Raw genomic sequence first — 23,797 nt, forward strand, 5'->3', positions numbered from 1 at the left:
CAGAATATTTTAGGGCTTTTGATTTTATTCACTCTACAACGTTTAAAACCAGTAACTCATTAACATACTATTCATTTTATACTTATCCCTTCGACAAAAAATCGTTCACAAGCTGAACGGGTTGCCAATCACTATTTATTCTTTCAAAATCAAGAGTCCCAACGCTGTTATATTCATCTTGTAACCGCATTTCAGCTAAAGTATTCACTAAATAATCAAGCTTTTGAGCTGTTGTATATTTTCGCGTACCGGGTAATGAATTATGATGGACAACAACTGGCGCTTGGTTATTTTTACGCTGGATAAGCGTAACTTTATAACCGGACTCTGAACTGTACACATGGCGGGCTATTTCATTTCGGTCATCAGGTTCTAAGATTTCTGGTGTTCTATTAAAGCTAATTAAGTGTATCGTGTCTTTATCACTATAGTGATTTATAATACTCTTCCCTACGAATTCCCCATTAACAATAAACGTATTCTCTCCTTTTTGGTCACTTAATTCCCCACTATGACCATTAGCAATAAGCACATCATTTCCATCACCACCGGATAAATCGATATTTCCTTCTTCAGCATACAAAACATTATGGCCAGCATTATTGTGTACAACAGATACACTTCCTATATCCATCTTTGCTTTAAATACCCGTCCGTGTTTGCTTTTATCGACTACTTTATGTTGATTGCCAGTTAAACTCATAACTAACTGAAAAGGTTTTGAATCCTTCTTAATATTAATCTCTAGTGAAGATAAATCTCTTATTGAGTAATTTGTGTTTTCAAAAAAACCTTTAAATTCAAATATCGGCTGCCAAGGTATTAGTGGATACTCTCTTTCCCAGAATTTTTTTTGCTCAGCCAGGTACCTTACCATATGGCTCATACTTTCTTTGACATCGTTAGGAATATTATCAGGAAGCCTGTCATAATGATGAATGTGATTTTTATTTATTTCATTAGATGATATTTTCTTTATTTTTACCTCACGTAATTTTGAAACTGACGTGAAAACCTGATACTTTATTCCATTCTCTTCTACTTCTTTATATTCTTTATTAAAATACATTAAATGAATGTTATTAATACCTTTATTATCATTGATAATTGTTGTTCCGATACCTTTATTATCATTGATAATTGTTGTTCCGATACCTTTGGAACCATCAACAATATAGTGATCATTCCCATCATTACCATTTAAAATATCATCACCTAAATCCGAAAGTAATAAGTCTCCTTGCATACCTCCATCTATAACATCATTCCCCGACCCACCATATAAAACATTCATCCCCTTATATGCTATAAGTTTATCATTACCATTACCGCCATTAGCTATCATTCCAAATCCACTATGATTATAAATGGAATCATCCCCATCTAATGCATCAACAATAGCCTCTAGATAGTCCCCTTTCCTTCTAAGGTTGAATTTATCCGATTGTTCAGTAAATAAACTGGTTATCTTTTTAGTTGCTATTTCATGCCCTTCGTTATTTAAATTAATCTTAATTAAATTATCATTTGCATCCTTAATATATATATGCTGAAATTCATTATTTTCATAGCCAACAAATTTTATATCCAGTTTTCTATCATCGAAAATATTAGTAACGTATATTGATTGACCATCTGTACGTAACTGGTCTTCATATTCATCAGGTAATTTTATAATAATACTGTTTTTACGGCCATCATTCCCTTTCATATTACCAAGGTCAATAACCAATTCCGAGGGCACAAGATCACTGTGTTTTAACTGGTAAATATCATTCCCCTTTGTAGCAATAATATAGCTATTCCTATTAACCATAACTAAATGGTCATTATGATCACTACCTGTATAAGTTAGGTTTTTAATATTTCCATTAAAATTGAAATCACCCCAGGAAGGAGAAAAATATCCATGATTATTAATGATTATATTTTGCTTTTCTTGATTTATTTTGACTTTATCACTTTCATCACTTCTCTTAAGATAATCATTATCTTGAAGATAGGTAATCTCATAAAATTTTTCCAAATCTTTCTTATCACTATTGTTATTTAAAATCGGATTTAAACAAAACCCATCATGTGTATAGAGCTGGTAATGATGTTTTAGTTTTTTTCCATTTAAAGTATCTTGATAAGCATTTTTTAATGTAATATTTAGTTCTAAAACATCTGAGATTTTATATGGCGATTTTGCCTTTATTGTTAATGCTAGGTCATTATCTATGCGTTTTACGTTAACTATTTCCTCTAAAGTATACCCTAAGTGAACATCACTCTTATCTTTTGTGTTCTCAACGATTCTTGCATTTAATTTAGTTATACTTTTATTTTTAACATTCTTCCATTGATAACGGCGTAAATAATAATTATCATCACCATCCCCGCCTCTCGCAACACCCGAGCTAAAAATAATATGATCGTTCCCGCCGTATCCATTAATAGACGCTTTCATTACACCCGCATCTAATACATTATTGTTTTTATTCCCTTTTATAAATAAATTGGATTCAATTCCCCCTGAAAAAAACACATTATTAGTATATTCCAATTTGACTTCATGCCCTTTACCTTCACCTAACTCAAGGTTTTCCTTCATTAAATTAATGTATACGTCTCCTTTATCACGATAATTTAAACCTACGACTGTCTTATTTAAATGAATAACTTCCTTCAATTTATTTATAGCATTCATATTAATACTCGTTAAATTTTATTTGAATGTAAACGACTAATCCATTAATTGAATTAGCCGTATTTAGCATTCAATAATTTAACATTTAATTCATTTTTTAATTAAAAAGTTAATCTGATATATCAAGAGATTCATTCATAAAACCAATTTAAAATTAATTAATATTTAAATAATAAAAAAGCACGCTATCGTTTTAGTTTTATACCTAACGATAGCGTGCTTGCATTCAATTTAGCTCAGCGGCTAATTTATTAAAATACTCATTAATCTAATTGTTTACGTGCATTACGGAAAATACGCATCCATGGGCTGTCTTCCCCCCAATTCTCTGGGTGCCATGAATTACTTACCGTACGGAAAACACGCTCAGGATGAGGCATCATAATCGTTGCACGGCCGTCTTTCGATGTCACAGAAGTAATACCATTAACTGACCCATTCGGGTTAGCTGGATATTGCTCAGTCACTTGACCATAGTTATTCACGAAACGCATCGCCACCAACCCGTAATCTTCCAGTTGCTGTAAATGTGCAGCTGCACGTGTTTCCACTTGTCCTTCACCATGAGAAACGGCAATAGGCATACGAGAGCCTGCCATATCTTGCAGTAATAACGATGGGCTATTCGCAATTTCAACTAAGCTAAAGCGCGCTTCAAAACGCTCTGAACGGTTACGTACAAAACGCGGCCAGAATTCCGCTCCTGGGATCAGCGCATGTAAATTTGACATCATCTGGCAACCATTACATACCCCCAGTGATAAGGTATCAGGACGGTTGAAAAACGCAGCGAATTCATCACGAACTTTATTATTGAATAAAATAGATTTTGCCCAACCTTCACCCGCACCTAATACGTCCCCATAAGAGAAACCACCACAAGCCACCAATGTTTGGAATTGTTCCAAAGATAAGTTACCTGCAAGTAAATCACTCATATGCACATCAACCGCATCAAAACCAGCACGGTCAAAAGCAGCAGCCATTTCCACATGCGAGTTCACGCCTTGTTCGCGTAAAACAGCCACTTTAGGGCGCGCACCTGACAAAATAAACGGCGCTGCGATGTCTTCTTCAATGTCATACGTCAGTTTCACATTCAAGCCAGGATCTTGGTTATCCTGCTTCATCGCATGCTCTTCGTCTGCACAAACCTCGTTATCACGCAAGCGTTGCATTTGCCAAGTAGTTTCAGCCCACCATTGACGCAATAAGCTACGTGATTCACGATATACAACCGTATCTCGACTATTAATAATCACGGCGTCATCATGTATTGCAGAACCTAAATAATGAACGCAACCTGCCAACCCTGCTAGTTCGAAACATTCTGCTACATACGCTCTATCGGCTTCATTAATTTGAATGACTGCCCCTAACTCTTCGTTAAATAACGCCGCAAGCGTGTCTTCATCAAAAGAGCTAATATCAACATTAATACCGCAATGACCCGCAAAAGCCATTTCTACTAAAGTGACGAATAAACCACCATCTGAACGGTCATGGTAGGCTAGAAGTTTTTGCTCTGATAATAACTTCTGAATTGTATTAAAGAAGCCAAGTAATACTTCAGGGCTGCGTACATCTGGGGCTTTATTACCTAACTGACGATATACCTGTGCCAGCGCAGAGCCGCCCAGCGCATTATTGCCTTGCCCAAGGTCAATTAATAACAAGGCATTATCATTAGTTACTTTTAATTCAGGTGTCACTGTTAAGCGAACATCTTCAACACGGCCAAATGCACTAATCACCAAAGAAAGTGGCGAGGTCATTTCGCGTTCTTCGCCATCTTGCTGCCAACGCGTTTTCATTGACATGGAGTCTTTACCAACTGGGATAGTTAAACCTAATGCAGGGCAAAGTTCTTCCCCCACCGCTTTAACCGCTTCATATAGACCCGCATCTTCACCAGGGTGCCCCGCCGCTGCCATCCAGTTAGCCGACAATTTAACGCGTTTTAAATCTTGCACATAAGAACATGCGATATTAGTTAATGCTTCCCCCACTGCCATTCGTGCTGATGCAGCAAAGTCCACTAATGCCACCGGTGTTCTTTCACCAATTGACATGGATTCCCCATAGTAGCTATCTAAGCTAGCGGTAGTGACCGCGCAGTCAGCAACAGGAATTTGCCATGGGCCAACCATTTGATCACGTGCAACCATACCTGTAACGGTGCGGTCACCAATGGTAATTAAGAATGTTTTTTCAGCAACTGCAGGTAAATGTAGAACACGTTTAACCGCTTCATTTAAATTGATCGCTGTTCTATCTAATGAATCAGGCTCTGCCTTTAATGTTGTTACATCACGCAGCATTTTTGGTGTTTTACCTAGTAAAACATCCAGAGGCATATCAATAGGTTGGTTAGCAAAATGTTCATCATTCAATATTAAATGACGCTCTTCAGTGGCTTCCCCGATCACGGCAAACGGTGCACGTTCACGTTCACAAATCGCCGTAAAGACAGGAAGCTGTTCAGGTGAAACCGCCATCACATAACGTTCTTGTGATTCGTTACACCAAACTTCTAGCGGGCTCATGCCTGGCTCATCATTCAGTATTTTACGTAATTCAAAACGCCCACCACGGCCACCATCACTCACCAATTCTGGCATGGCATTCGATAAACCGCCCGCGCCCACATCGTGGATAAATAAGATAGGATTATCATCACCAAGCTGCCAGCAACTGTCGATTACTTCTTGGCAACGGCGTTCCATCTCTGCGTTATCACGTTGTACCGAAGCAAAATCGAGATCTGCGTCTGATTGACCAGATGCCATTGATGACGCGGCTCCACCACCTAACCCGATATTCATCGAAGGGCCACCCAGTACAATAAGTTTGGCACCGACCGTAATTTCACCTTTTTGCACGTGATCTGCACGGATATTTCCTATGCCACCTGCTAACATAATCGGTTTATGATAGCCGCGAAGCTCTTCACCATTGTGACTATTGACCTTTTCTTCATAGGTACGGAAATAGCCTAATAACGCAGGGCGACCAAATTCATTATTAAATGCTGCACCACCTAATGGCCCTTCCATCATAATATCCAAAGCCGTCACAATGCGCTCTGGTTTACCAAAATCTTCTTCCCAAGGCTGTTCAAAACCAGGAATGCGTAAGTTAGAAACAGAAAAACCAACTAAACCGGCTTTTGGCTTCGCGCCGCGCCCTGTTGCGCCTTCATCACGAATTTCACCGCCAGAGCCTGTTGCTGCTCCTGGCCATGGTGAAATCGCTGTTGGATGGTTATGAGTTTCCACCTTCATTAAGATATGAGCATCTTCTTGGTGGTAGCGGTATGTACGTCCTTGAGGTTCAGGAAAAAAGCGGCCAACAGACGAACCTTCCATAACTGCAGCATTATCTTTATAAGCAGATAAAACATAGTCAGGTGTTTTTTCAAACGTATTTTTAATCATTTTAAACAGTGATTTAGGTTGTTCTTCACCATCAATCACCCAGTCTGCATTAAAGATTTTGTGGCGGCAATGTTCAGAGTTCGCTTGCGCAAACATATAGAGCTCAACATCCGTTGGATTACGTTTTAGCCCCGTAAACGCCTCTAACAGGTAATCAATTTCGTCATCAGCCAACGCTAGGCCCATTTCCCTGTTTGCTGTTTCCAATGCAAGTCGGCCACCCGCAATCACATCAATGGATTTCATTGGTGCCGGCTGTTGCTGCACAAACAGTGCGCTCGCTTGTTCAAAAGAAGAGAAAATGCTTTCCATCATGCGATCATGCAAAATGGCGATCACTTCATGCCACTGTTCTTGGGTCAATGCATCACCTTGAACATAATAAGCAATACCACGTTCAATACGCTTTACTTGGCCAAGGCCACAGTTATGTGCAATATCGGTGGCTTTTGAAGACCACGGAGAGATAGTTCCTGGACGAGGAGTGACTAAAATAAGCTTACCAAATGGGTCGTGCTCAGCCAGAGAAGGACCATACTTTAACAAACTGCTCAGTTTGCCTTGCTCACTATCACTCAACGGCGCTGATAATTCAGCAAAGTGCATATATTCAGCATAGATATCCGTGACAGGAAGCTGTTTTTCTACAAACAGCGCCAAAAGGCGGGTAATACGAAATGCTGATAGAGCAGGTGAACCACGCAAAATTTCCATCGTCTTAATTTCTCTCTTTTAAACGCCAGCCCTGAACATGAAAGCAGGGAAACCGGAACACATTATAAAGCAATGTTCATCAATACGAAACCGTTTGCGTGATTAAAAATGAAGCGATTAGTTAAATATTATTCTGTGCTAAATACGATAATATAGGTTGCACCGTTCCTAAATGTTGAGCAAAATAGCCGACTACTGGAATTATAACCATTACTTAGCCATACTCTTTTATGGACATACAGCACCAGTCAATGCACGAGAAACTATTATTTGAATAACTTAAAAGTTAACTATTTAATTATCGTGGTCATCGCGCTACTAGCAACTATGGTCATCGGTTTTAACGTCCGCTGGCCCAATACGCAGAATTCACAAATTAATAAAATTATTTCTCAAGGTGAATTACGTATTAGTGCCGTTAGCTCGCCACTTATCTATATTGATGAGCAAAAACAGCTGCGTGGGTTCGACTACGAGCTAGCTCAAGGCTTTGCCTCATACTTAGGAGTTAAACTCAAGATAACCATTCGCCCAACATTCGAGCAAATATTTGATGACCTTGAAAATGGCGATGCCGATATCGCGGTTGCGGGTTTACTGTATAACAAAGACCGTTTAGCTAAAACGAAAACAGGTCCAAGTTATCTCAATGTCACTCAACAACTCGTCTATCGCAAAGGAACAAATCGCCCCAAAAACTTCAATGAAATAAATGGTAAATTATTGGTGACGGCGGGTACGGCGCATGCAAGTACCTTGAAAGAGCTCGCTAAAGAATACCCAAACCTAAAATGGGAAGAAACCTCAAAATACAATACTAATCAAATCCTTGAAATGGTTGCCGATGGTGAGGTTGACTACACATTAGAAGACTCTATTGCAGTTGCACTACAGCAACGTATTCACCCGCAATTAGCGGTTGCTTTTGATTTATTGGATGATCATGCTGTTACTTGGTATATGCGTCGTAGTAAAGAAAACAGTTTAGATGCTGCGTTGCTTGATTTCTTCAACATCAGCCATGAAAGCGAGTTACTCGCGCGCCTTAATGAAAAATATTTCAGCCATGTAGAGTCTTTCGATTATTTCGACACAATGGCATTTATTAAAGCCATTGATAATAAACTCCCCGAGTATCAACCCCTATTTGAAAAATATGCTCAGGTAATTGACTGGAAATTATTAGCGGCTATTGCATGGCAAGAGTCCCATTGGGATCCTTTAGCGACCTCACCTACAGGGGTGCGCGGGCTAATGATGCTAACAAAGCCAACCGCAACAACAATGGGTATTGCGGATAGGTTAGATCCGGAAGAAAGCATAAAGGGCGGCGCCGCTTATATTGCTTATATTATGGAGCGTTTACCTGAAACCATCGAAAAGGATGACCGTATCTGGTTTGCCCTTTCAGCCTATAATATGGGGTATGGGCATATGCAGGATGTCCGTAAATTAACTGAAATGTTAGGCGGAGACCCTAACCGGTGGTTAGATGTAAAAGCCCGTTTACCTCTATTGACGCAGAAAAAATATTACTCACAACTCACTTATGGTTATGCACGTGGCCACGAAGCTTATCGTTACGTTGAGAATATTCGTCGTTATCATCAAAGTTTAGTGGGTTACTTACAAAGCCAAGAAAGAAAGCAGCATGCACTTGATATTGCGCAAAAGTCACTTATTTATTTGATTTCGCCTGAGAGCCATACCAAAATAGAATCTCAAGCAATGCAAAATCAATCCCCTATTCCTGACAAAGTTAGTGTAACCAATCTAGGGAAAATGAGTTCTGCGGCGCAGCCATCTAAAACTCTTGATGAAAAAAGGCTGCCATTAGGAAAATATTTACTTTCATTACACCCATCACAACATACTGATGAAGCCGATGATGAAACACCTATCTCACCACCAAAAGCACCTGAAAAGCCACTATAAATCATGCTGAAATAAAATAAGTGCGCTAAATTTTACTGTGTTAGCGCTTTTGTTCTTTTTTTTGCGCTCTACGCAATTTAAAAAAAGCACTCAGCATTGAAGAACATTGCTCTTCTAGAACACCACCAGTCACATCCACATAATGATTTAGCCCTGCTTGCCCCATAATATCTAGGTAGGAACCACAAGCGCCAGTTTTAAAATCCTTAGCACCATAAACGACACGATTAATACGGCTGTGGATCATCGCGCCTGCACACATAATGCAAGGCTCTAATGTTACATATAATGTGGTATCCAATAGCCGATAATTTGACAACACTTGCCCTGCTTGTTGCAGAGCCATAATTTCAGCATGTGCTGTTGGATTATGGTCAATAATAGAACGATTCCAGCCCGAAGCAATTAAACGATTGTCTTTAACTAAGACCGCACCAACAGGAATTTCACCGAGATCTTGTGCTGTTAGCGCAAGTTCAATGGCTTGTTGCATCCAATACTCATCAATTTCTATTTGCGTCACTCTTACCTCTGGTCAATGCGTTTTACACGCGATTATCCTCAAATGTTAGAATGACCGCAATTAAAATGCTTTTATCTCTGTAATAACAACCTAATTTTAATTGCTAAAAATTGCTAATTTAGCTGCAAACCCCATAAAGAAGGCGCCTACCGTACAATTTCCAAGCTTTGCAAGGAGTTGTTTTTCACGCAAAAAACGCGCAATCAAATAGCCACTAAAAATCAATAAGCTCAGGTATAAAAAGCTCACTAATTCTAAAATCGTCGCAAGTACAAGGTAAGGTACCCATGCATGTGAGTAATTAAAGTCAACAAATTGTATAAAGAAAGAAATATAAAATAAAATTGCTTTCGGGTTTGTTAAGCTCAGCACTAAGGCACGAGTAAAGTGTTTTTCTGTTTTAATTGGGATAGCGTCAATACCGTCTGGCTTCGATTTTTTACGCATAAATGTGCTATATAAAATCTTACTGCCTAAATATAGTAGATAAGCCGCACCTAAATAGCGAACTATCATAAATAATGTTGGAGATGCTTTAATCACTGAAGCGACACCAATAAATGACAGAAAAATTAATATTGCATCTCCAGTAAATACCCCTAGAGCAGCTCGATAACCAAACCGAGTGCCACTCGATGTACTTGTTTTTAATACATATAATGAGTTAGGTCCTGGTACAATAATGATTAAAACTAACCCTGCCAAATAAGTCCAGAAGTTAAGAACACCAAGATTTTCGAACATATTTTTGACCCTTTATCTTTTTTATTATTTTTATCATAACTTTCACTCTTTGTGAATATTTATTCAATTAATTAGATATATGAAATGAACTAATAATAAAGATTATTTTAAATCAAACTTATTTATTTATGATTACTAGGCAATCACATTGTTATTCATTATTAACAACAAAAGGAATAAATATATGCTTATTATTAGAACCTTAGTACAAAATGGTGCATTCGAAGATTTCTATCCAACAACGATGACTTTTAGTGCCGCTAAACGTAATTACTTTTTAGGTCACTCAAAAGATAAAACTTACGTTGTATATTCTATGGCAGATAATGGTAAAGTTGACCCGAATGCACCAGTACAAAAAGGGAAACTAAGATCCTACCTTAGTAATATTCAAGCATTCTATGATTCGGCAAAAAACAAACAGTACTTATATGGGTATAATTTAAATGAAAAAATTGTCGAATTGTACCAAATAGATGATAAAGCTGGTATACAACCGATCTTTATTGATAACTTCAACGTTGGAGATACAATTCAATCAGCAACGCTTTATGTCGCTAATGGTCTTATTCATATATATAGCCAAGCAGAAAAAGATAAAAACTGGAAAATCCATAGCTATTCAATAGAGGAATAATAACACCGAATTATATTTAGGTTAAAATTTAAAATGGATAAGGGTCTGATTAAAGGCCCTTATTGATATAAATAATCATATTTCACCATAAAAACCGTAAAATATGAATAAGCAATACGATTAACATCAAGCATTTTTAATGCTAAAAAAATCTATTTTAAATTTATTTTTAAATAAAGATTTCCCATTATAAATATATTTTGGTTTTTATTGAAAATAAAACCTACTATTAAATAGCAATAAAAATTCATTAATAACATCAAACGATGCATTTCCATAAACTTAACTAAACAACTTCTTTTGTGGATTTCTATTTTTCATAGAAAAATAACCATTCTGAATAAAAATAAACTTAAACAAAGCTCAAGTTTAAACAATATAAAAATAAGTATTGTAATTTAGTATTACTTTTTCAAACATTTCAATGTAAAATGGTTGCACAAAAACACAAGAATCGAATAGAAGTAACGAATAGGTGCAAGGTATAAGTTACTATTTTTTAACTTAGTAGAGTATAAGTCACTGATATGTCTTTATTAATTACAAAACGCTGTATCAATTGTGATATGTGCGAACCTGAATGCCCAAATGATGCAATTTTTATGGGTAATGAAATTTATGAGATTGACTCAAACCTATGCACTGAATGTGTAGGACACTATGATAAGCCTACCTGCCAATCAGTATGCCCCATAAACAATACTATCATTATTGATCCTCATCATATCGAAAGCCAAGAGCAGCTATGGGATAAATTTGTCATGATTCACCACGCAGACAAAATTTAAATTTCTAATATCATGTTAAGAGTTCATTATTATGAATGAATACAACATGCTAACCTTTAGTGATATTTTACCTCCCATGATGGGTTCTTACTTAGCTTAGGGTTGTGTAAATTTTAATTTATACAACCCATTGTCGCTGTTTAACAACAAAAACAATAAACTACACAATACTATATATTTTATTAAAATAAATTCTTCAATAAATATAATAACCAAAATGATTATAAAATTACATATTATTAGCTAGTCCGTTTTTTATTGACTGATTGAAATCTCATTTGATTACATAACTTCAAGCATAAATATTCAACTTACAATAATTATTTTATTTTAGATAACATATCTTTTATTTTAATAGGTTATTTATTACCTAATAAAACAAGCAGTAAATAACCTATATTTTTCTACTGATTAGAAATACTTTAATTTTTTATAGTGCTTTCAATTATCACGGTAGCTACCGCATAATGCCGTTCATCGGTTATCGAAACATGAAAGTGTGTTGCATGTATACAATTAGCCAACTTTAATGCCTCATCACTTAAACTCAATAACGGTTTCCCAAGCTTGTCATTAGTAACTTCAAATTGGTTAAACGCAAGGCCATTGCGGATCCCCGTACCTAGTGCTTTAGCTGCCGCTTCTTTAACTGCAAAGCGTTTTGCTAAAAAGCGAGCTGGTTTTGATTGTTGTTGGTACTGGACTAACTCAGCCTCCGTTAGAATTCGTTTCGCAAGGCTGTCACCTGTACGTTCAATCACAGATTCAATACGAGCAATTTCCACAATATCTGTACCTAACCCTACAATTGCCATTATTTGCGCGCTTCCAACAGAATTTTTTTCATATCAGCTACGGCTTGAGCTAACCCACTGAACAATGCTCGGCCAATAATTGCATGACCAATGTTAAGCTCATAAATTTCAGGCAACTGTGCAATACGTTGAACGTTATGATAGGTTAAGCCATGACCTGCATTGACTTTAATTCCTTTACTCGCCGCATATATAACACCATCATGAATACGGCGAAACTCCAGTTCTTGCTCCTGTTCTGTTTTAGCGTCTGCATAAGCTCCTGTATGGATTTCAATAAACGGAGCACCACACGCTTGCGCAGCATCAATTTGTGCGTGGTCTGCATCAATAAACAATGAAACTAAAATACCCGCTTCCGTGAGGCGTTTAACAGCATCTGCAATTTTCTGTTTTTGCCCTGCGACATCTAAGCCACCTTCCGTGGTCACTTCCTCTCGTTTTTCAGGTACTAAACAGCAGAATGCAGGCTTAATACGACAAGCAATCTCTACCATTTCGTCCGTTACCGCCATTTCAAGATTCATTCGAGTTTGAATGGTTTCATTTAGCAATGTGACATCTCTATCTGTAATATGACGGCGGTCTTCACGTAAATGAATGGTGATACCATCAGCTCCCGCTTGTTCTGCAACGAACGCAGCTTGTACTGGATCAGGGTATTGGGTTCCTCTTGCATTTCTAACCGTTGCAATATGGTCAATATTTACGCCTAACAAAAGCTCTGCCATTTTTTATTCCCCATTAGTAAACGCTAATAAACTTATCTGCCTACTATCCTACTGTAATTTCCTGTGTTGAGGGAATAAATCTCTCATCATTCGAAGTAAATTCCAATATTCATACCCTATTTCAGTCGTTGTATTTTATTTTTGCGAAGCGCTTCGTAAGATTTTATATCGACAAAAAAATATATTGTTTGATAAAGCCAGTTCAGCTAAAAAGATACATGAGAAAAGGATATATAGCGGTATTAGCGGTATAACAAACTAGGTAAAAATAAAATTAAAAACAATTTCAACTCTGTTTGTTCTGCACAACAGGCGAATAAGTAAACTGGCGAAATAATTCTCGGCTTTTTAAAGGTTTACCGCCTAAATACGGCTTTAAAGCAAGTCGAGTAAAACGTTTTGCTGCTTTAAGCGTATCCGCATCAGGAAATTCGCGACTCGCCAGTGCTTTAAGTTGTTTACCCGTAAAACTAAGTTGATCAACAACCAAACTACCAATAAATCCCTTTTCTTCTCTATACCGGTAAGTCATTGTGTCAGAAACAGGTTCTCCACTACCAGCACAATGTAAAAAATCAACACCATAGCCAAGGTAAGAAAGCAAGGCTAGTTCAAAGCGACGCAAGGCAAATTCGGGAGTGTGCTCACTTGCAGCAAGGATTTGTAAACAGGAGAGATAATCAAAAAATAGCGCAGAATAGGGTGTACCAAATTCTAATACACGCGCGGTTAATTCATTAAGGTATAAACCGCTATATAGAACGGTTCCTGTTAAAGGGAGGGCTAAAGAAACCGGGTCTGCATTAATTAAGGTTTTGATTTCACCTTTGCCTCCCCAACGGATTAGCAAAGGTGTGAAGGGCTGTAAGCAGCCCCTTAATGGTGAGCGATTACGGCGAGCACCTTTTGCAAGTAAACGTATTTTCCCCTCGCCTTCAGTAAAGAAATCGAGCAATAAACTCGTCTCACTGTAAGGCCTTGAATGGAGTACAAACGCACGCTGCCAACCACTCACTTTGCCACCTACTATTTTAGGTCGTCAACATAACCTAGGCTACGTAATGCTCTTTCGTCATCAGCCCAGCCTGATTTCACTTTAACCCAAAGCTCAAGGTGCACCTTGTTATCAAACATTCTTTCCATATCAATTCGCGCTTCGGTACCAATGGTTTTCAATTTGCTACCTTTGTTACCAATAACCATTTTCTTCTGGCCTTCACGCTCAACAAGAATTAAGCCATTGATATGGTAAATACCTGACTCTGTCACCTTAAATTGCTCAATTTCTACCGTCACCGAATATGGTAGTTCGTCACCTAAGAAACGCATGAGCTTTTCACGGATAATTTCAGATGCCATAAAACGCTGCGAACGGTCAGTAATGTAATCTTCCGGAAAATGGTGTACTGCTTCAGGGATATGCTGTTTAACAATTTTAGCAATTGTATCCACACCAGTACCTTTTTCAGCACTAATCGGAACGACATCTAAAAAATTCATTTTCTGACTGATCATACTGATATGAGGCAATAGTATCGTTTTATCAGTCACATTATCAATTTTGTTAATTGCTAATATAACGGGGCAACGTAAACTAGATAACTTAGTCAATACCATTTCATCATCAGCGGTCCAATTAGTCCCTTCAACGACAAAAATAACTAATTCAACATCACCAATTGAACTGGATGCAGCACGGTTCATTAAGCGGTTAATTGCACGTTTTTCTTCAATATGAAGTCCTGGGGTATCAACATAAATAATTTGGTAATTATCTTCTGTATGGATCCCCATAATACGATGGCGAGTCGTCTGTGGCTTTCTCGAAGTAATCGAAACTTTTTGCCCCAGTAATTGATTCAATAATGTCGATTTACCAACATTTGGCCGTCCAACTATGGCAACAAAACCACAGTGGGATTGTAATTCACTCATTCAAGCTCCAAAATTTTCAATGCTTGCTCTGCTGCTGCTTGCTCTGCTTTACGACGGCTTGAGCCAACACCATTAATAGGTTGGTCAATACCACTAACTTGGCAGTGGATCGTAAATTCTTGATCGTGAGCTTCGCCTTTAACCTGAACAACCAAATAATTAGGTAGTGGCAAATGGCGCCCTTGCAGATATTCTTGTAACCTTGTTTTAGGGTCTTTTTGCTTATCACCCGGACTGATCTCAATCAGTCTACTTTGATACCAATCTAAAATAATTCTTTCGATCGTTTGGATATCACTATCTAAAAAAATACCACCGATCAGTGCTTCAACAGTATCAGCAAGGATAGATTCGCGACGGAAACCACCGCTTTTTAATTCCCCCGGCCCTAAACGTAAACACTCACCGAGTTCAAATTCACGTGCGATTTCTGCTAATGTATTTCCACGTACAAGCGTTGCTCGCATACGACTCATATCGCCCTCGTCTACTTTTGGAAAACGGTGGTATAAGTCATTTGCAATCACAAAACTCAAAATTGAGTCACCTAAAAACTCTAGACGCTCATTATGTTTGCTACTTGCACTTCTATGCGTCAATGCTTGAATTAATAACTCATTCTGTTTGAATTGATAACCAAGCTTACGCTGTAATCTTTCTAATAAAGAGGGGTTCATGTGCGCCCAACCATTTTTTATTTGATAAAAAAGCACACGCAACAGACCTGTAAAATACATTATTTTACAAAACTGTTGCGTTTGCACTGACTCCTTATCCTTCCATATATTTTACAGCTCAGTGGAACTAATTATAAAAATTCATTAGTTACAATAAGTTAAAATGGGAGAGTTAATAATTGGGGAGCCAATAATATTAATTAATCTATATTGTACACCGGGTAAAACAATAATGCTTCGGATAATGCGGATTTTCAAACGAAAACCCGCATTTTCAACGTTTGGCTAGTAGGGCCACTAATCAAATTATAGTGGACCAATTCGGCTAAAGCGAATACCTGTCGGCCATTCGTTTTCTTGTTTATCAAGACTTAACCAAATAAATACTGCGCGACCAACTAAATTTTCTTCTGGTACAAAGCCCCACATACGGCTATCAGAGCTATTATCCCTGTTGTCACCCATCATAAAATAGTGCTTTTCAGGAACAATCCATTCATTCTTTGGCATACCTGGTTGCAGGTATTTAGCTTCAGTAATTGCTTGACGAATAATTAAAATTTGATGCTCAACCGTATCCAGCTTTTCACTACGCTCATACTGACGCAGTGCATTCCTTGGTAAAGGTTGGTCTAATGGAATTTCATAATTTCCCTTTTGGTTGTCAACAACAGAACCGATATCAAGGAACATTGTCCATTCACTCGGCGCCAGAGGACCATAAACAATAGGTAAGGTCTCTGTACATTTGTTATCTGCACAATTCGGGTAAATTGTTAATTCCTTTGCATCTGGGTTATAAATAATTTTATCACCCGGCATTCCAATAACTCGTTTGACAAAATCAACATTAGGATCTCTTGGGTATTTAAAAACTGCGATATCGCCACGTTTCGGCTTACCCGTTTCGATTAATGTCGTTTGTGTAATTGGGTCCTTTAAGCCATAAGCAAATTTCTCAACCAACATAAAATCGCCAACTAACAACGTTGGCATCATTGACCCTGAAGGTATTTGAAATGGCTCATAAATAAATGAACGCACAATCAGTACAATCGCCAACACAGGGAAAATAGACGACCCTGTTTCAAGCCATGATGGGCGGCGGACAGCATTTGCCACATCCGCTTCACTCACGGCGCCATTCGTTGCATCCTGTAACTGCTTGAGTTTTGCTTTACGCGCAGGTGCAAATTTAAACTTGTCTAAACACCATATAATCCCTGTGATTAATGTTGCCAGTGTTAGGATCAAGGCAAAGGTGTTAGCCATTGAGGCTCCTTGTAAACTTAGTCTTTACCAACATGCAATATAGCAAGGAACGCTTCTTGTGGTAGCTCAACGTTACCAACTTGCTTCATACGTTTCTTACCATCCTTTTGCTTCTGCAACAGTTTTTTCTTACGGCTAACGTCACCACCATAACACTTGGCAAGTACGTTTTTACGCAATTGTTTAACTGTAGAACGAGCAATAATATGGTTACCAATCGCTGCTTGAATCGCAATATCGAACTGCTGACGCGGAATTAGCTCTTTCATTTTTTCGACCAGTTCACGACCGCGATATTGAGAATTCGCACGGTGTGTGATCAAGGCTAAAGCATCAACACGCTCATTATTAATAAGAACATCAACACGCACCATATCTGATGCTTGGAAGCGCTTAAATGCATAATCTAAAGATGCATACCCACGAGACGTTGATTTTAAGCGATCGAAGAAATCCAATACCACTTCTGCCATTGGGATTTCATAAGTCAACGATACTTGATTACCATGATAGACCATATTGGTCTGAACGCCACGCTTCTCAATACAAAGTGTAATAACGTTACCTAAATATTCTTTAGGCATCAGCATGTGACACTCTGCGATTGGTTCGCGTAATTCTTCAATATTGTTCAATGCCGGTAGCTTAGATGGGCTATCGACATACACTATATCACCGTTAGTTTGCTGCACTTCATACACAACAGTCGGTGCAGTGGTAATCAAATCAAGGTCATATTCACGTTCTAAACGTTCTTGAATGATTTCCATGTGCAGTAAACCAAGGAAACCACAACGGAAGCCGAAGCCTAACGCAGTAGAAGTTTCTGGTTCATAAAACAAAGATGCGTCATTTAGACTCAATTTACCTAATGCATCACGGAATGATTCATAGTCATCAGAACTGACAGGGAATAATCCTGCATATACCTGTGGTTTAACTTTTTTAAACCCAGGTAACGCTTTATCTGCTGGGTTGCGAGCGCCAGTTAATGTATCCCCAACTGGGGCGCCAGTGATATCTTTAATCGCACAAACTAACCAGCCCACTTCACCGCAACTTAATACATCACGGTCAATTTGCTTCGGTGTAAAAATTCCAAGGCGGTCCGCGTTATACACTTGCCCTGTACTCATAACTTTAATTTTATCGCCCTTTCTCAATGTTCCGCTTTTAATACGGATCAAGGAAACAACGCCTAAATAGTTATCAAACCACGAGTCAATAATCAGTGCTTGTAACGGAGCATCTGCATCACCAACAGGTGGTGGAATTTCTTTAACAAGACGTTCAATCACATCTTGAACACCAACACCGGTTTTTGCAGAGCAGCGAACCGCATCATGTGCGTCAAGGCCGACAATATCTTCGATTTCATCGGCAACACGTTCAGGATCGGCAGCAGGTAAGTCAATTTTATTTAAGACCGGAACAACTTCTAAGTCCATCTCGATAGCGGTATAACAGTTTGCCAAAGTTTGAGCTTCAACACCTTGCCCTGCATCAACCACCAGCAAAGCACCCTCACAGGCAGCTAATGAACGAGACACTTCATAAGAGAAGTCAACATGACCCGGTGTGTCAATGAAGTTTAATTGGTAAGTTTCACCATCTGAAGCTTTATAATCAAGCGTTACGCTCTGTGCTTTAATAGTGATCCCACGCTCACGCTCTAAGTCCATCGAGTCTAAAACTTGTGCCGCCATTTCGCGGTCGGTTAAGCCACCACAAATTTGAATGATGCGATCTGACAAGGTCGACTTGCCGTGGTCGATATGTGCAATGATGGAGAAATTTCTTATATTATTGATTTTCAAGGTAATATCTTCTTTTAAATTGCCTTACAAAATCAGCTTTGTGCAAATATTGCAACAAAACTAAAATGCTATGATTATCACAAGATTGTTAATTAGCTGCATTTTACATATAAGAACCCGCTAACACAAAGATTCAATGTAAAACAACTGTAAACCTGCATCAGGTTAATAGATTAGTTGCCGTGATTCATCATTAATACAACTCACACCAACCACTTCTATAGCCCTAGTCAATCTATTGTAATTTCTAACTCAAAACAGACAAAATTGGTTAATAGCTTTGTTCGCCATAATACTATTTGTTTGTTAACTCTAATCCACAAAAAAGGGAAACTTAAGTTTCCCCTTTCTATTGACAATATCAAATTAACCTTCTAACTCAACATATTGAAATTTAGTAATTAACTTGTACTGAAAGCTCACTCGGAGGTAGCCCTATCTGTAAAACAACAGGTTGAAAAGCTTCATCATCACGCCAATTTGAGGCTAGTCTACGCGCGATATAAAAGCCAATAGTACCACCAATTACACCTGAAATCGCTATCCAGAACTGCTCAAAATCAAACGCCTGCGCCAATCCTGCAAAAATAAACAACCCCAAAATAGGTGTTAAGTAAACTAATAGCGCTGAACGGATCAAGCTTCCCTCCGGGATGCCCACTTCAATTTTTTGCCCTTCAACTAACGGTTGTTCAATCGCAATTTCTAATTCATGTTCCGTATTTGGCCCTATTTTGCTTAAAGCATAAGAACCACAGGTTTTACGAGCACCACAACTGCCACAGCCGGACGAAGAACCGTAGCGCAATAAAGCCCTACCGTTTTGCCAACGGACTACTGTTGCCCACTCTTTTACCATAATTTACTCCCGAAACTGAATACTACCTGCTACCACTTGCGCTGTTGCCAACGGTAATTCACCAATGATAGTGATAACATTTTGCTTTTGCGTCATCGTATAAATAGTACGACGCCCATTTTGAAGCGGTTGATCAAGTAACGGGCCTTTAGTCGATTTTGTCACGTTTACAGAAAAGGTAAATAAACCATCACTAAACATTGCGGTTTCTACTACGTCGTCTTCAGCTAATTTTCGCGAAGAACGGGATATTTCTTCAAAACCAGGAGGTAACATGCCAACTTGCCATTTAAAAGAAGGATTTCCATTTTTAGGGGAAATCAATAATGGAGGCATATTTACCTTACTTAATGCGAGCAATGAGTCTTTCACTGTTTGGCTATCTAGCACCGTCGAGATCACACGAAATTGTTCTAATGTTTGGCTATTATTATCGAGAAGGTCGATACGTAATGGCAATTTCGTTTCTTCATCGATTAATACTACATAGTTAAACCGCGAATTGTCTTTCGATATTATGCGAATCACTAACGCAGGCCTATCACCAATATGGGTACGTCCCGCATCAATAAAATTATAATAAGGTTTAATTTGTTGATAATTGGCAAAAACTACTGATGGCAAATTATCAACTATATATTTGCCATTTAAGCTAAATGCATCAAAACCAGGTTCAAAATAACTAATACTATTACCTTTTTGAACAATTTCACGACGCGATGAGTCCATTTGGATCATTTGTGAAACTGGTTCACCATTAATGATGGCATGGCGATAACGTACCGGTGTTATTGATTGCGGGCTGAATGTCATATAAGACATTTCGTAAGAGAGGTTCTGGGCAGCATTTCCCATTTCTTTAAAAAGAACATCGGCATCTATTTCAGATGCCGAAGCTTGATTAGAAATAATCAGGCTGCCCGTCAGGCAGATGACGGATAACCATTTATTCATTATTGCAATTTAACTCCTGCTGAAGACACAGGTTGTGCAGACTCTTGATATTGCTGGTTGAGCATCGAGCGTCTTTCAATTTCATACTGTTGCAGCATCGCATTAATGCGTTGATTTTGTTGTTCAACTTGTTGAAGTTGCTGCTCATTACCAAATAATTGGTTATCTGAGATATTTAAACTAACTGGCGCCCCGCTGCCAACAGGAATGGTATTGAACATTGGCTCATCAACCAGTGAGTCAACCGCATTACTTTGGTTGTATTGTTGAACGCCAACAATGACAGCCAAAGACACACAGGCTGCAACACCAATTTGAGTTAACTGGCTCGCCCAAGGACGAATTTTACCCCAGAATGGGAAAGCTCCCCAAGTCGCAGGCTCTGGCTGCGATTCGACAACTACCTGAGGATTAATACGCACAGCTTCATTCTCTAATGCTGCCGCAACTTTACTTGCAATATCAAAATGCATGACTTCACTAGTATCGTTACGTAGAGTATCACGAATAAGATGATAGCTCTCCCAACGTTGTTTTAACGTTGAATCACGTGAAATGGCGCTGACTAGTTCTAAGTCTAGTACTTCGCCATCCATCATTGCGGAAAGTTTCTCTCTTTGCATGCCCAATTACCTTCAGTTAATTGCATCACAATTATGTTTAATTGACTGATTTAACATACTAATACTGTTGAATCAGTGGCTGAACTTTATTATCAATCGCTTCCCTTGCCCTAAAAATACGAGAACGTACGGTGCCAACTGGGCAGTCCATTATTTCTGCGATTTCTTCATAGCTCAAACCATCTAACTCGCGGAGCGTAATTGCCATTCTAAGATCTTCAGGCAGCGATTCGATGGTCCGGAAAACAACTTTCTTTAATTCATCAGACAACATTAAGTTCTCTGGGTTCGAAATTTCTTTTAAGGCACTCGCGGTTTCAAAGTTTTCTGCATCACTCGCTTCCAAGTCCGACGCAGGAGGGCGTCTATCTTGGGCAACTAAATAATTTTTAGCTGTATTTACCGCAATCCGATAAAGCCAAGTATAAAATGCGCTGTCACCACGAAACGAACCAATGGCGCGATAAGCTTTTATAAAAGACTCCTGCGCAACGTCAGGCACATCTGCTTGCGGTACATAGCGAGATACTAAGCTCGCGACTTTATGCTGATATTTTATCACCAATAAGTTGAAAGCTTGTTGATCGCCTTTTTGTACCTTTTCAACCAAAATCTGGTCGGTCAGTTGCTCGCTCATTCCAGGAAGTATCTCCCGAATTCAGGCCGATAATATGTTAACTTGATCATGTTCTCCCTTCCTAAAGCAAGCACTACTTTGAGTAGTAGAACTCGTTGAAGTTCAATTTAATCTAAAAAAATAGTCAAAAATTTACAAAACTGATGAAAAAATTACTTGGGTGATCTTAAAGATCCTTATTAAAACAACTAACTACAAGACCCATAAGACAGCATACAGATTTTAGGCACGAATGCGATAGCTATCACACTAAAACCATTTGAATACGTAAGTAGCGCTAGGTCAATATACTGTACCTTAACAGCCATCCACTCATAGCAATAGGACACTCGATAGGCTAACATAAAAAACTCAATACATACTATTATATACATGCAAACACTTATGAACGAATCCACACAGCATTACACTGATATTTTAATCATTGGGAGTGGTGTCGCAGGACTTTCAGCTGCCTTACGGCTCGCCCCCTTTCATCAAGTGACCATTCTTAGTAAAAGCAGCCTTAGCGAAGGGGCATCTTACTACGCACAAGGCGGTATTGCTGCAGTTTTTGATGACACTGACAGCATCGAATCTCATGTAGAAGATACACTAATTGCTGGTGCAGGTATTTGCCAGAAAGAAGCCGTTGAGTTTATTGCCTCCAATGCAAAACATTGTGTGCAATGGCTTATCGACCAAGGTGTGTTATTCGATACTGAAATTACCGAGAACGGCGAAACACAGTATCATTTGACCCGTGAAGGCGGCCATAGCCACCGACGAATTCTCCATCATGCTGATGCGACAGGAAAAGAAGTTGAAACCACGTTAGTCGATCTCGCTTTTGCTCACCCAAACATTCATATTAAAGAACGCTATAATGCCGTCGACTTGATCCTTTCTAGCACAGCTGAATCACCACGAATTTTAGGTGCTTACGTTTGGAACCGCCAAAAAGAGCAAGTTGAAACCATTCGAGCGAAAACGATTGTTCTCGCCACGGGTGGAGCAGCTAAAGTTTATCAATATACGACTAACCCAGATATTTCTTCTGGTGATGGCATTGCAATGGCCTGGCGAGCTGGCTGCCGTGTTGCTAACCTTGAGTTTAATCAATTTCACCCAACTTGTTTATTTCACCCACAAGCCCGTAATTTTTTATTAACTGAGGCATTACGTGGTGAGGGAGCTTACCTCAAGCGCCCTGATGGTAGCCGGTTTATGCCAGATCACGACGATCGCGGTGAACTTGCCCCTCGCGATGTCGTTGCACGTGCTATTGACCATGAAATGAAACGCCTTGGTGCTGATTGCATGTATTTGGATATCAGCCATAAACCTAGCGATTTCGTTAAAAACCATTTCCCGACTATTTATGCGAAATTGATGACTTTAGGGTTAGACCTCACTCAAGAGCCCATCCCTATCGTCCCAGCGGCCCATTACACATGCGGTGGTGTAATTGTCGATGAAACAGGTATGACTGATATCGCGAATCTCTATGCAATTGGTGAGGTGAGCTACACTGGCTTACATGGTGCAAACCGTATGGCATCCAATTCGCTATTAGAATGCTTGGTATATGGTTGGGCGGCGGCTGAAAACATTAATAAAACGATCAAACAGATCGATGATATTCCCTATTTATCTGAGTGGGATGAAAGCCGAGTACATAACTCAGATGAACAGGTAGTTATTCAACATAATTGGCATGAATTACGCCTATTTATGTGGGACTACATGGGGATCGTCAGAACGACTAAACGCCTTGAACGTGCATTACGCCGCATCCATTTACTTCAACAAGAGATTCACGATTATTATGCCAACTTTCGTATCTCAAATAATTTATTGGAACTACGAAACCTCGTACAAGTCGCTGAATTAATGGTTCGCTGCGCATTAGAGCGTAGGGAAAGCCGAGGATTGCATTACACCTTAGATTACCCAGAACCACTTCCTAATTCAGGCCCCACTATTTTACAGCCTGAATAACCAGAACTTTGGCCGGCCTTAAGTGCC

General features: G+C 38.8%; 19 protein-coding genes. 4 read left to right on the top strand and 15 right to left on the bottom strand.

Annotation, left to right across the window (positions count from 1 at the left end; translation table 11 throughout):
• Window positions 1-82: 82 nt before the first annotated feature.
• Together PSF09_RS09995 and purL are read right to left on the bottom strand one after the other, a co-directional pair.
• Window positions 83-2,692, bottom strand: coding sequence for a calcium-binding protein (locus PSF09_RS09995; RefSeq protein ID WP_272683839.1), 2,610 nt, complete (start codon window positions 2,690-2,692; stop codon window positions 83-85).
• A 263-nt stretch (window positions 2,693-2,955) separates the two neighbouring features.
• Window positions 2,956-6,843: a phosphoribosylformylglycinamidine synthase gene (gene purL / locus PSF09_RS10000; protein ID WP_272683840.1), complete on the bottom strand. Its 3,888-nt coding sequence runs from the start codon at window positions 6,841-6,843 to the stop codon at window positions 2,956-2,958.
• A gap of 270 nt (window positions 6,844-7,113) precedes the next feature.
• On the opposite strand from purL, the gene mltF reads away from it, so the two are divergent.
• Window positions 7,114-8,778 carry a membrane-bound lytic murein transglycosylase MltF gene (gene mltF / locus PSF09_RS10005; RefSeq protein WP_272665913.1) on the top strand — a complete coding sequence of 555 codons (1,665 nt, stop codon included), beginning with the start codon at window positions 7,114-7,116 and terminating at the stop codon, window positions 8,776-8,778.
• Between the two features lie 40 nt (window positions 8,779-8,818).
• On the opposite strand, the gene tadA is transcribed toward mltF, so the two are convergent.
• Together tadA and leuE are read right to left on the bottom strand one after the other, a co-directional pair.
• Entirely contained in the window at window positions 8,819-9,301 is a 483-nt protein-coding gene (tadA, locus tag PSF09_RS10010; protein ID WP_272665914.1) for a tRNA adenosine(34) deaminase TadA, read from the bottom strand.
• A gap of 96 nt (window positions 9,302-9,397) precedes the next feature.
• Entirely contained in the window at window positions 9,398-10,045 is a 648-nt protein-coding gene (gene leuE, locus PSF09_RS10015; RefSeq protein ID WP_272665915.1) for a leucine efflux protein LeuE, read from the bottom strand.
• A 184-nt stretch (window positions 10,046-10,229) separates the two neighbouring features.
• Here leuE and PSF09_RS10020 point away from each other — a divergent pair, with 184 nt between their 5' ends.
• Together PSF09_RS10020 and PSF09_RS10025 are read left to right on the top strand one after the other, a co-directional pair.
• Window positions 10,230-10,682: an XRE family transcriptional regulator gene (locus PSF09_RS10020; RefSeq protein WP_272665917.1), complete on the top strand. Its 453-nt coding sequence runs from the start codon at window positions 10,230-10,232 to the stop codon at window positions 10,680-10,682.
• A gap of 527 nt (window positions 10,683-11,209) precedes the next feature.
• A complete protein-coding gene (locus PSF09_RS10025; RefSeq protein WP_272665918.1) occupies window positions 11,210-11,470 on the top strand; it encodes a YfhL family 4Fe-4S dicluster ferredoxin in 261 nt (86 codons plus the stop codon).
• A gap of 422 nt (window positions 11,471-11,892) precedes the next feature.
• Here PSF09_RS10025 and acpS read toward each other — a convergent pair whose 3' ends face one another.
• The 11 genes from acpS to rpoE form a co-directional block, all read right to left on the bottom strand.
• Window positions 11,893-12,285 (bottom strand): holo-ACP synthase, encoded by a 393-nt coding sequence (acpS, locus tag PSF09_RS10030; RefSeq protein ID WP_210837131.1) that lies wholly within the window; start codon window positions 12,283-12,285, stop codon window positions 11,893-11,895.
• Complete coding sequence (pdxJ, locus tag PSF09_RS10035) at window positions 12,285-13,016, bottom strand: pyridoxine 5'-phosphate synthase (RefSeq protein WP_272683841.1); 732 nt, start codon at window positions 13,014-13,016, stop codon at window positions 12,285-12,287. The genes acpS and pdxJ overlap by 1 nt, the downstream gene beginning before the upstream one ends.
• A 286-nt stretch (window positions 13,017-13,302) precedes the next feature.
• Complete coding sequence (gene recO, locus PSF09_RS10040) at window positions 13,303-14,031, bottom strand: DNA repair protein RecO (protein WP_198641507.1); 729 nt, start codon at window positions 14,029-14,031, stop codon at window positions 13,303-13,305.
• A gap of 11 nt (window positions 14,032-14,042) precedes the next feature.
• Entirely contained in the window at window positions 14,043-14,951 is a 909-nt protein-coding gene (era, locus tag PSF09_RS10045; protein WP_272665920.1) for a GTPase Era, read from the bottom strand.
• Window positions 14,948-15,628, bottom strand: a complete 681-nt coding sequence (gene rnc / locus PSF09_RS10050) for a ribonuclease III (protein WP_210837126.1) — start codon at window positions 15,626-15,628, stop codon at window positions 14,948-14,950. The genes era and rnc overlap by 4 nt, the downstream gene beginning before the upstream one ends.
• A 306-nt stretch (window positions 15,629-15,934) precedes the next feature.
• Window positions 15,935-16,900, bottom strand: a complete 966-nt coding sequence (gene lepB, locus PSF09_RS10055) for a signal peptidase I (RefSeq protein ID WP_004912796.1) — start codon at window positions 16,898-16,900, stop codon at window positions 15,935-15,937.
• A 17-nt stretch (window positions 16,901-16,917) separates the two neighbouring features.
• Window positions 16,918-18,711 (bottom strand): translation elongation factor 4, encoded by a 1,794-nt coding sequence (lepA, locus tag PSF09_RS10060; protein WP_210837135.1) that lies wholly within the window; start codon window positions 18,709-18,711, stop codon window positions 16,918-16,920.
• A 400-nt stretch (window positions 18,712-19,111) separates the two neighbouring features.
• On the bottom strand, window positions 19,112-19,576 hold the full coding sequence (gene rseC / locus PSF09_RS10065; protein WP_272665921.1) for a SoxR-reducing system protein RseC: 465 nt from the start codon (window positions 19,574-19,576) through the stop codon (window positions 19,112-19,114).
• 3 nt (window positions 19,577-19,579) lie between these two features.
• Window positions 19,580-20,530 (bottom strand): sigma-E factor regulatory protein RseB, encoded by a 951-nt coding sequence (gene rseB / locus PSF09_RS10070; RefSeq protein WP_004912804.1) that lies wholly within the window; start codon window positions 20,528-20,530, stop codon window positions 19,580-19,582.
• Window positions 20,530-21,153 (bottom strand): anti-sigma-E factor RseA, encoded by a 624-nt coding sequence (gene rseA, locus PSF09_RS10075; protein ID WP_272683842.1) that lies wholly within the window; start codon window positions 21,151-21,153, stop codon window positions 20,530-20,532. Before rseA ends, rseB begins: the two co-directional genes overlap by 1 nt.
• Before the next feature lie 58 nt (window positions 21,154-21,211).
• On the bottom strand, window positions 21,212-21,790 hold the full coding sequence (gene rpoE / locus PSF09_RS10080; protein ID WP_004912810.1) for an RNA polymerase sigma factor RpoE: 579 nt from the start codon (window positions 21,788-21,790) through the stop codon (window positions 21,212-21,214).
• 384 nt (window positions 21,791-22,174) lie between these two features.
• On the opposite strand from rpoE, the gene nadB reads away from it, so the two are divergent.
• Entirely contained in the window at window positions 22,175-23,770 is a 1,596-nt protein-coding gene (gene nadB, locus PSF09_RS10085; protein ID WP_272683843.1) for an L-aspartate oxidase, read from the top strand.
• Window positions 23,771-23,797 lie beyond the last annotated feature (27 nt).

The sequence above is a fragment of the Providencia sp. PROV141 genome (genome assembly GCF_028481645.1).
GTDB lineage: Bacteria > Pseudomonadota > Gammaproteobacteria > Enterobacterales > Enterobacteriaceae > Providencia > Providencia rettgeri.

Excerpts from the sequence above, each read along its gene's own strand:
- PSF09_RS10020 (WP_272665917.1), top strand. The coding sequence starts at position 10,230 with ATGCTTATTATTAGAACCTTAGTACAAAATGGTGCATTCGAAGATTTC.
- purL (WP_272683840.1), bottom strand. The coding sequence starts at position 6,843 with ATGGAAATTTTGCGTGGTTCACCTGCTCTATCAGCATTTCGTATTACC.
- acpS (WP_210837131.1), bottom strand. The coding sequence starts at position 12,285 with ATGGCAATTGTAGGGTTAGGTACAGATATTGTGGAAATTGCTCGTATT.
- leuE (WP_272665915.1), bottom strand. The coding sequence starts at position 10,045 with ATGTTCGAAAATCTTGGTGTTCTTAACTTCTGGACTTATTTGGCAGGG.
- rpoE (WP_004912810.1), bottom strand. The coding sequence starts at position 21,790 with ATGAGCGAGCAACTGACCGACCAGATTTTGGTTGAAAAGGTACAAAAA.
- rnc (WP_210837126.1), bottom strand. The coding sequence starts at position 15,628 with ATGAACCCCTCTTTATTAGAAAGATTACAGCGTAAGCTTGGTTATCAA.
- PSF09_RS10025 (WP_272665918.1), top strand. The coding sequence starts at position 11,210 with ATGTCTTTATTAATTACAAAACGCTGTATCAATTGTGATATGTGCGAA.
- rseA (WP_272683842.1), bottom strand. The coding sequence starts at position 21,153 with ATGCAAAGAGAGAAACTTTCCGCAATGATGGATGGCGAAGTACTAGAC.
- PSF09_RS09995 (WP_272683839.1), bottom strand. The coding sequence starts at position 2,692 with ATGAATGCTATAAATAAATTGAAGGAAGTTATTCATTTAAATAAGACA.
- nadB (WP_272683843.1), top strand. The coding sequence starts at position 22,175 with ATGAACGAATCCACACAGCATTACACTGATATTTTAATCATTGGGAGT.
- lepB (WP_004912796.1), bottom strand. The coding sequence starts at position 16,900 with ATGGCTAACACCTTTGCCTTGATCCTAACACTGGCAACATTAATCACA.
- era (WP_272665920.1), bottom strand. The coding sequence starts at position 14,951 with ATGAGTGAATTACAATCCCACTGTGGTTTTGTTGCCATAGTTGGACGG.
- rseC (WP_272665921.1), bottom strand. The coding sequence starts at position 19,576 with ATGGTAAAAGAGTGGGCAACAGTAGTCCGTTGGCAAAACGGTAGGGCT.
- rseB (WP_004912804.1), bottom strand. The coding sequence starts at position 20,530 with ATGAATAAATGGTTATCCGTCATCTGCCTGACGGGCAGCCTGATTATT.
- pdxJ (WP_272683841.1), bottom strand. The coding sequence starts at position 13,016 with ATGGCAGAGCTTTTGTTAGGCGTAAATATTGACCATATTGCAACGGTT.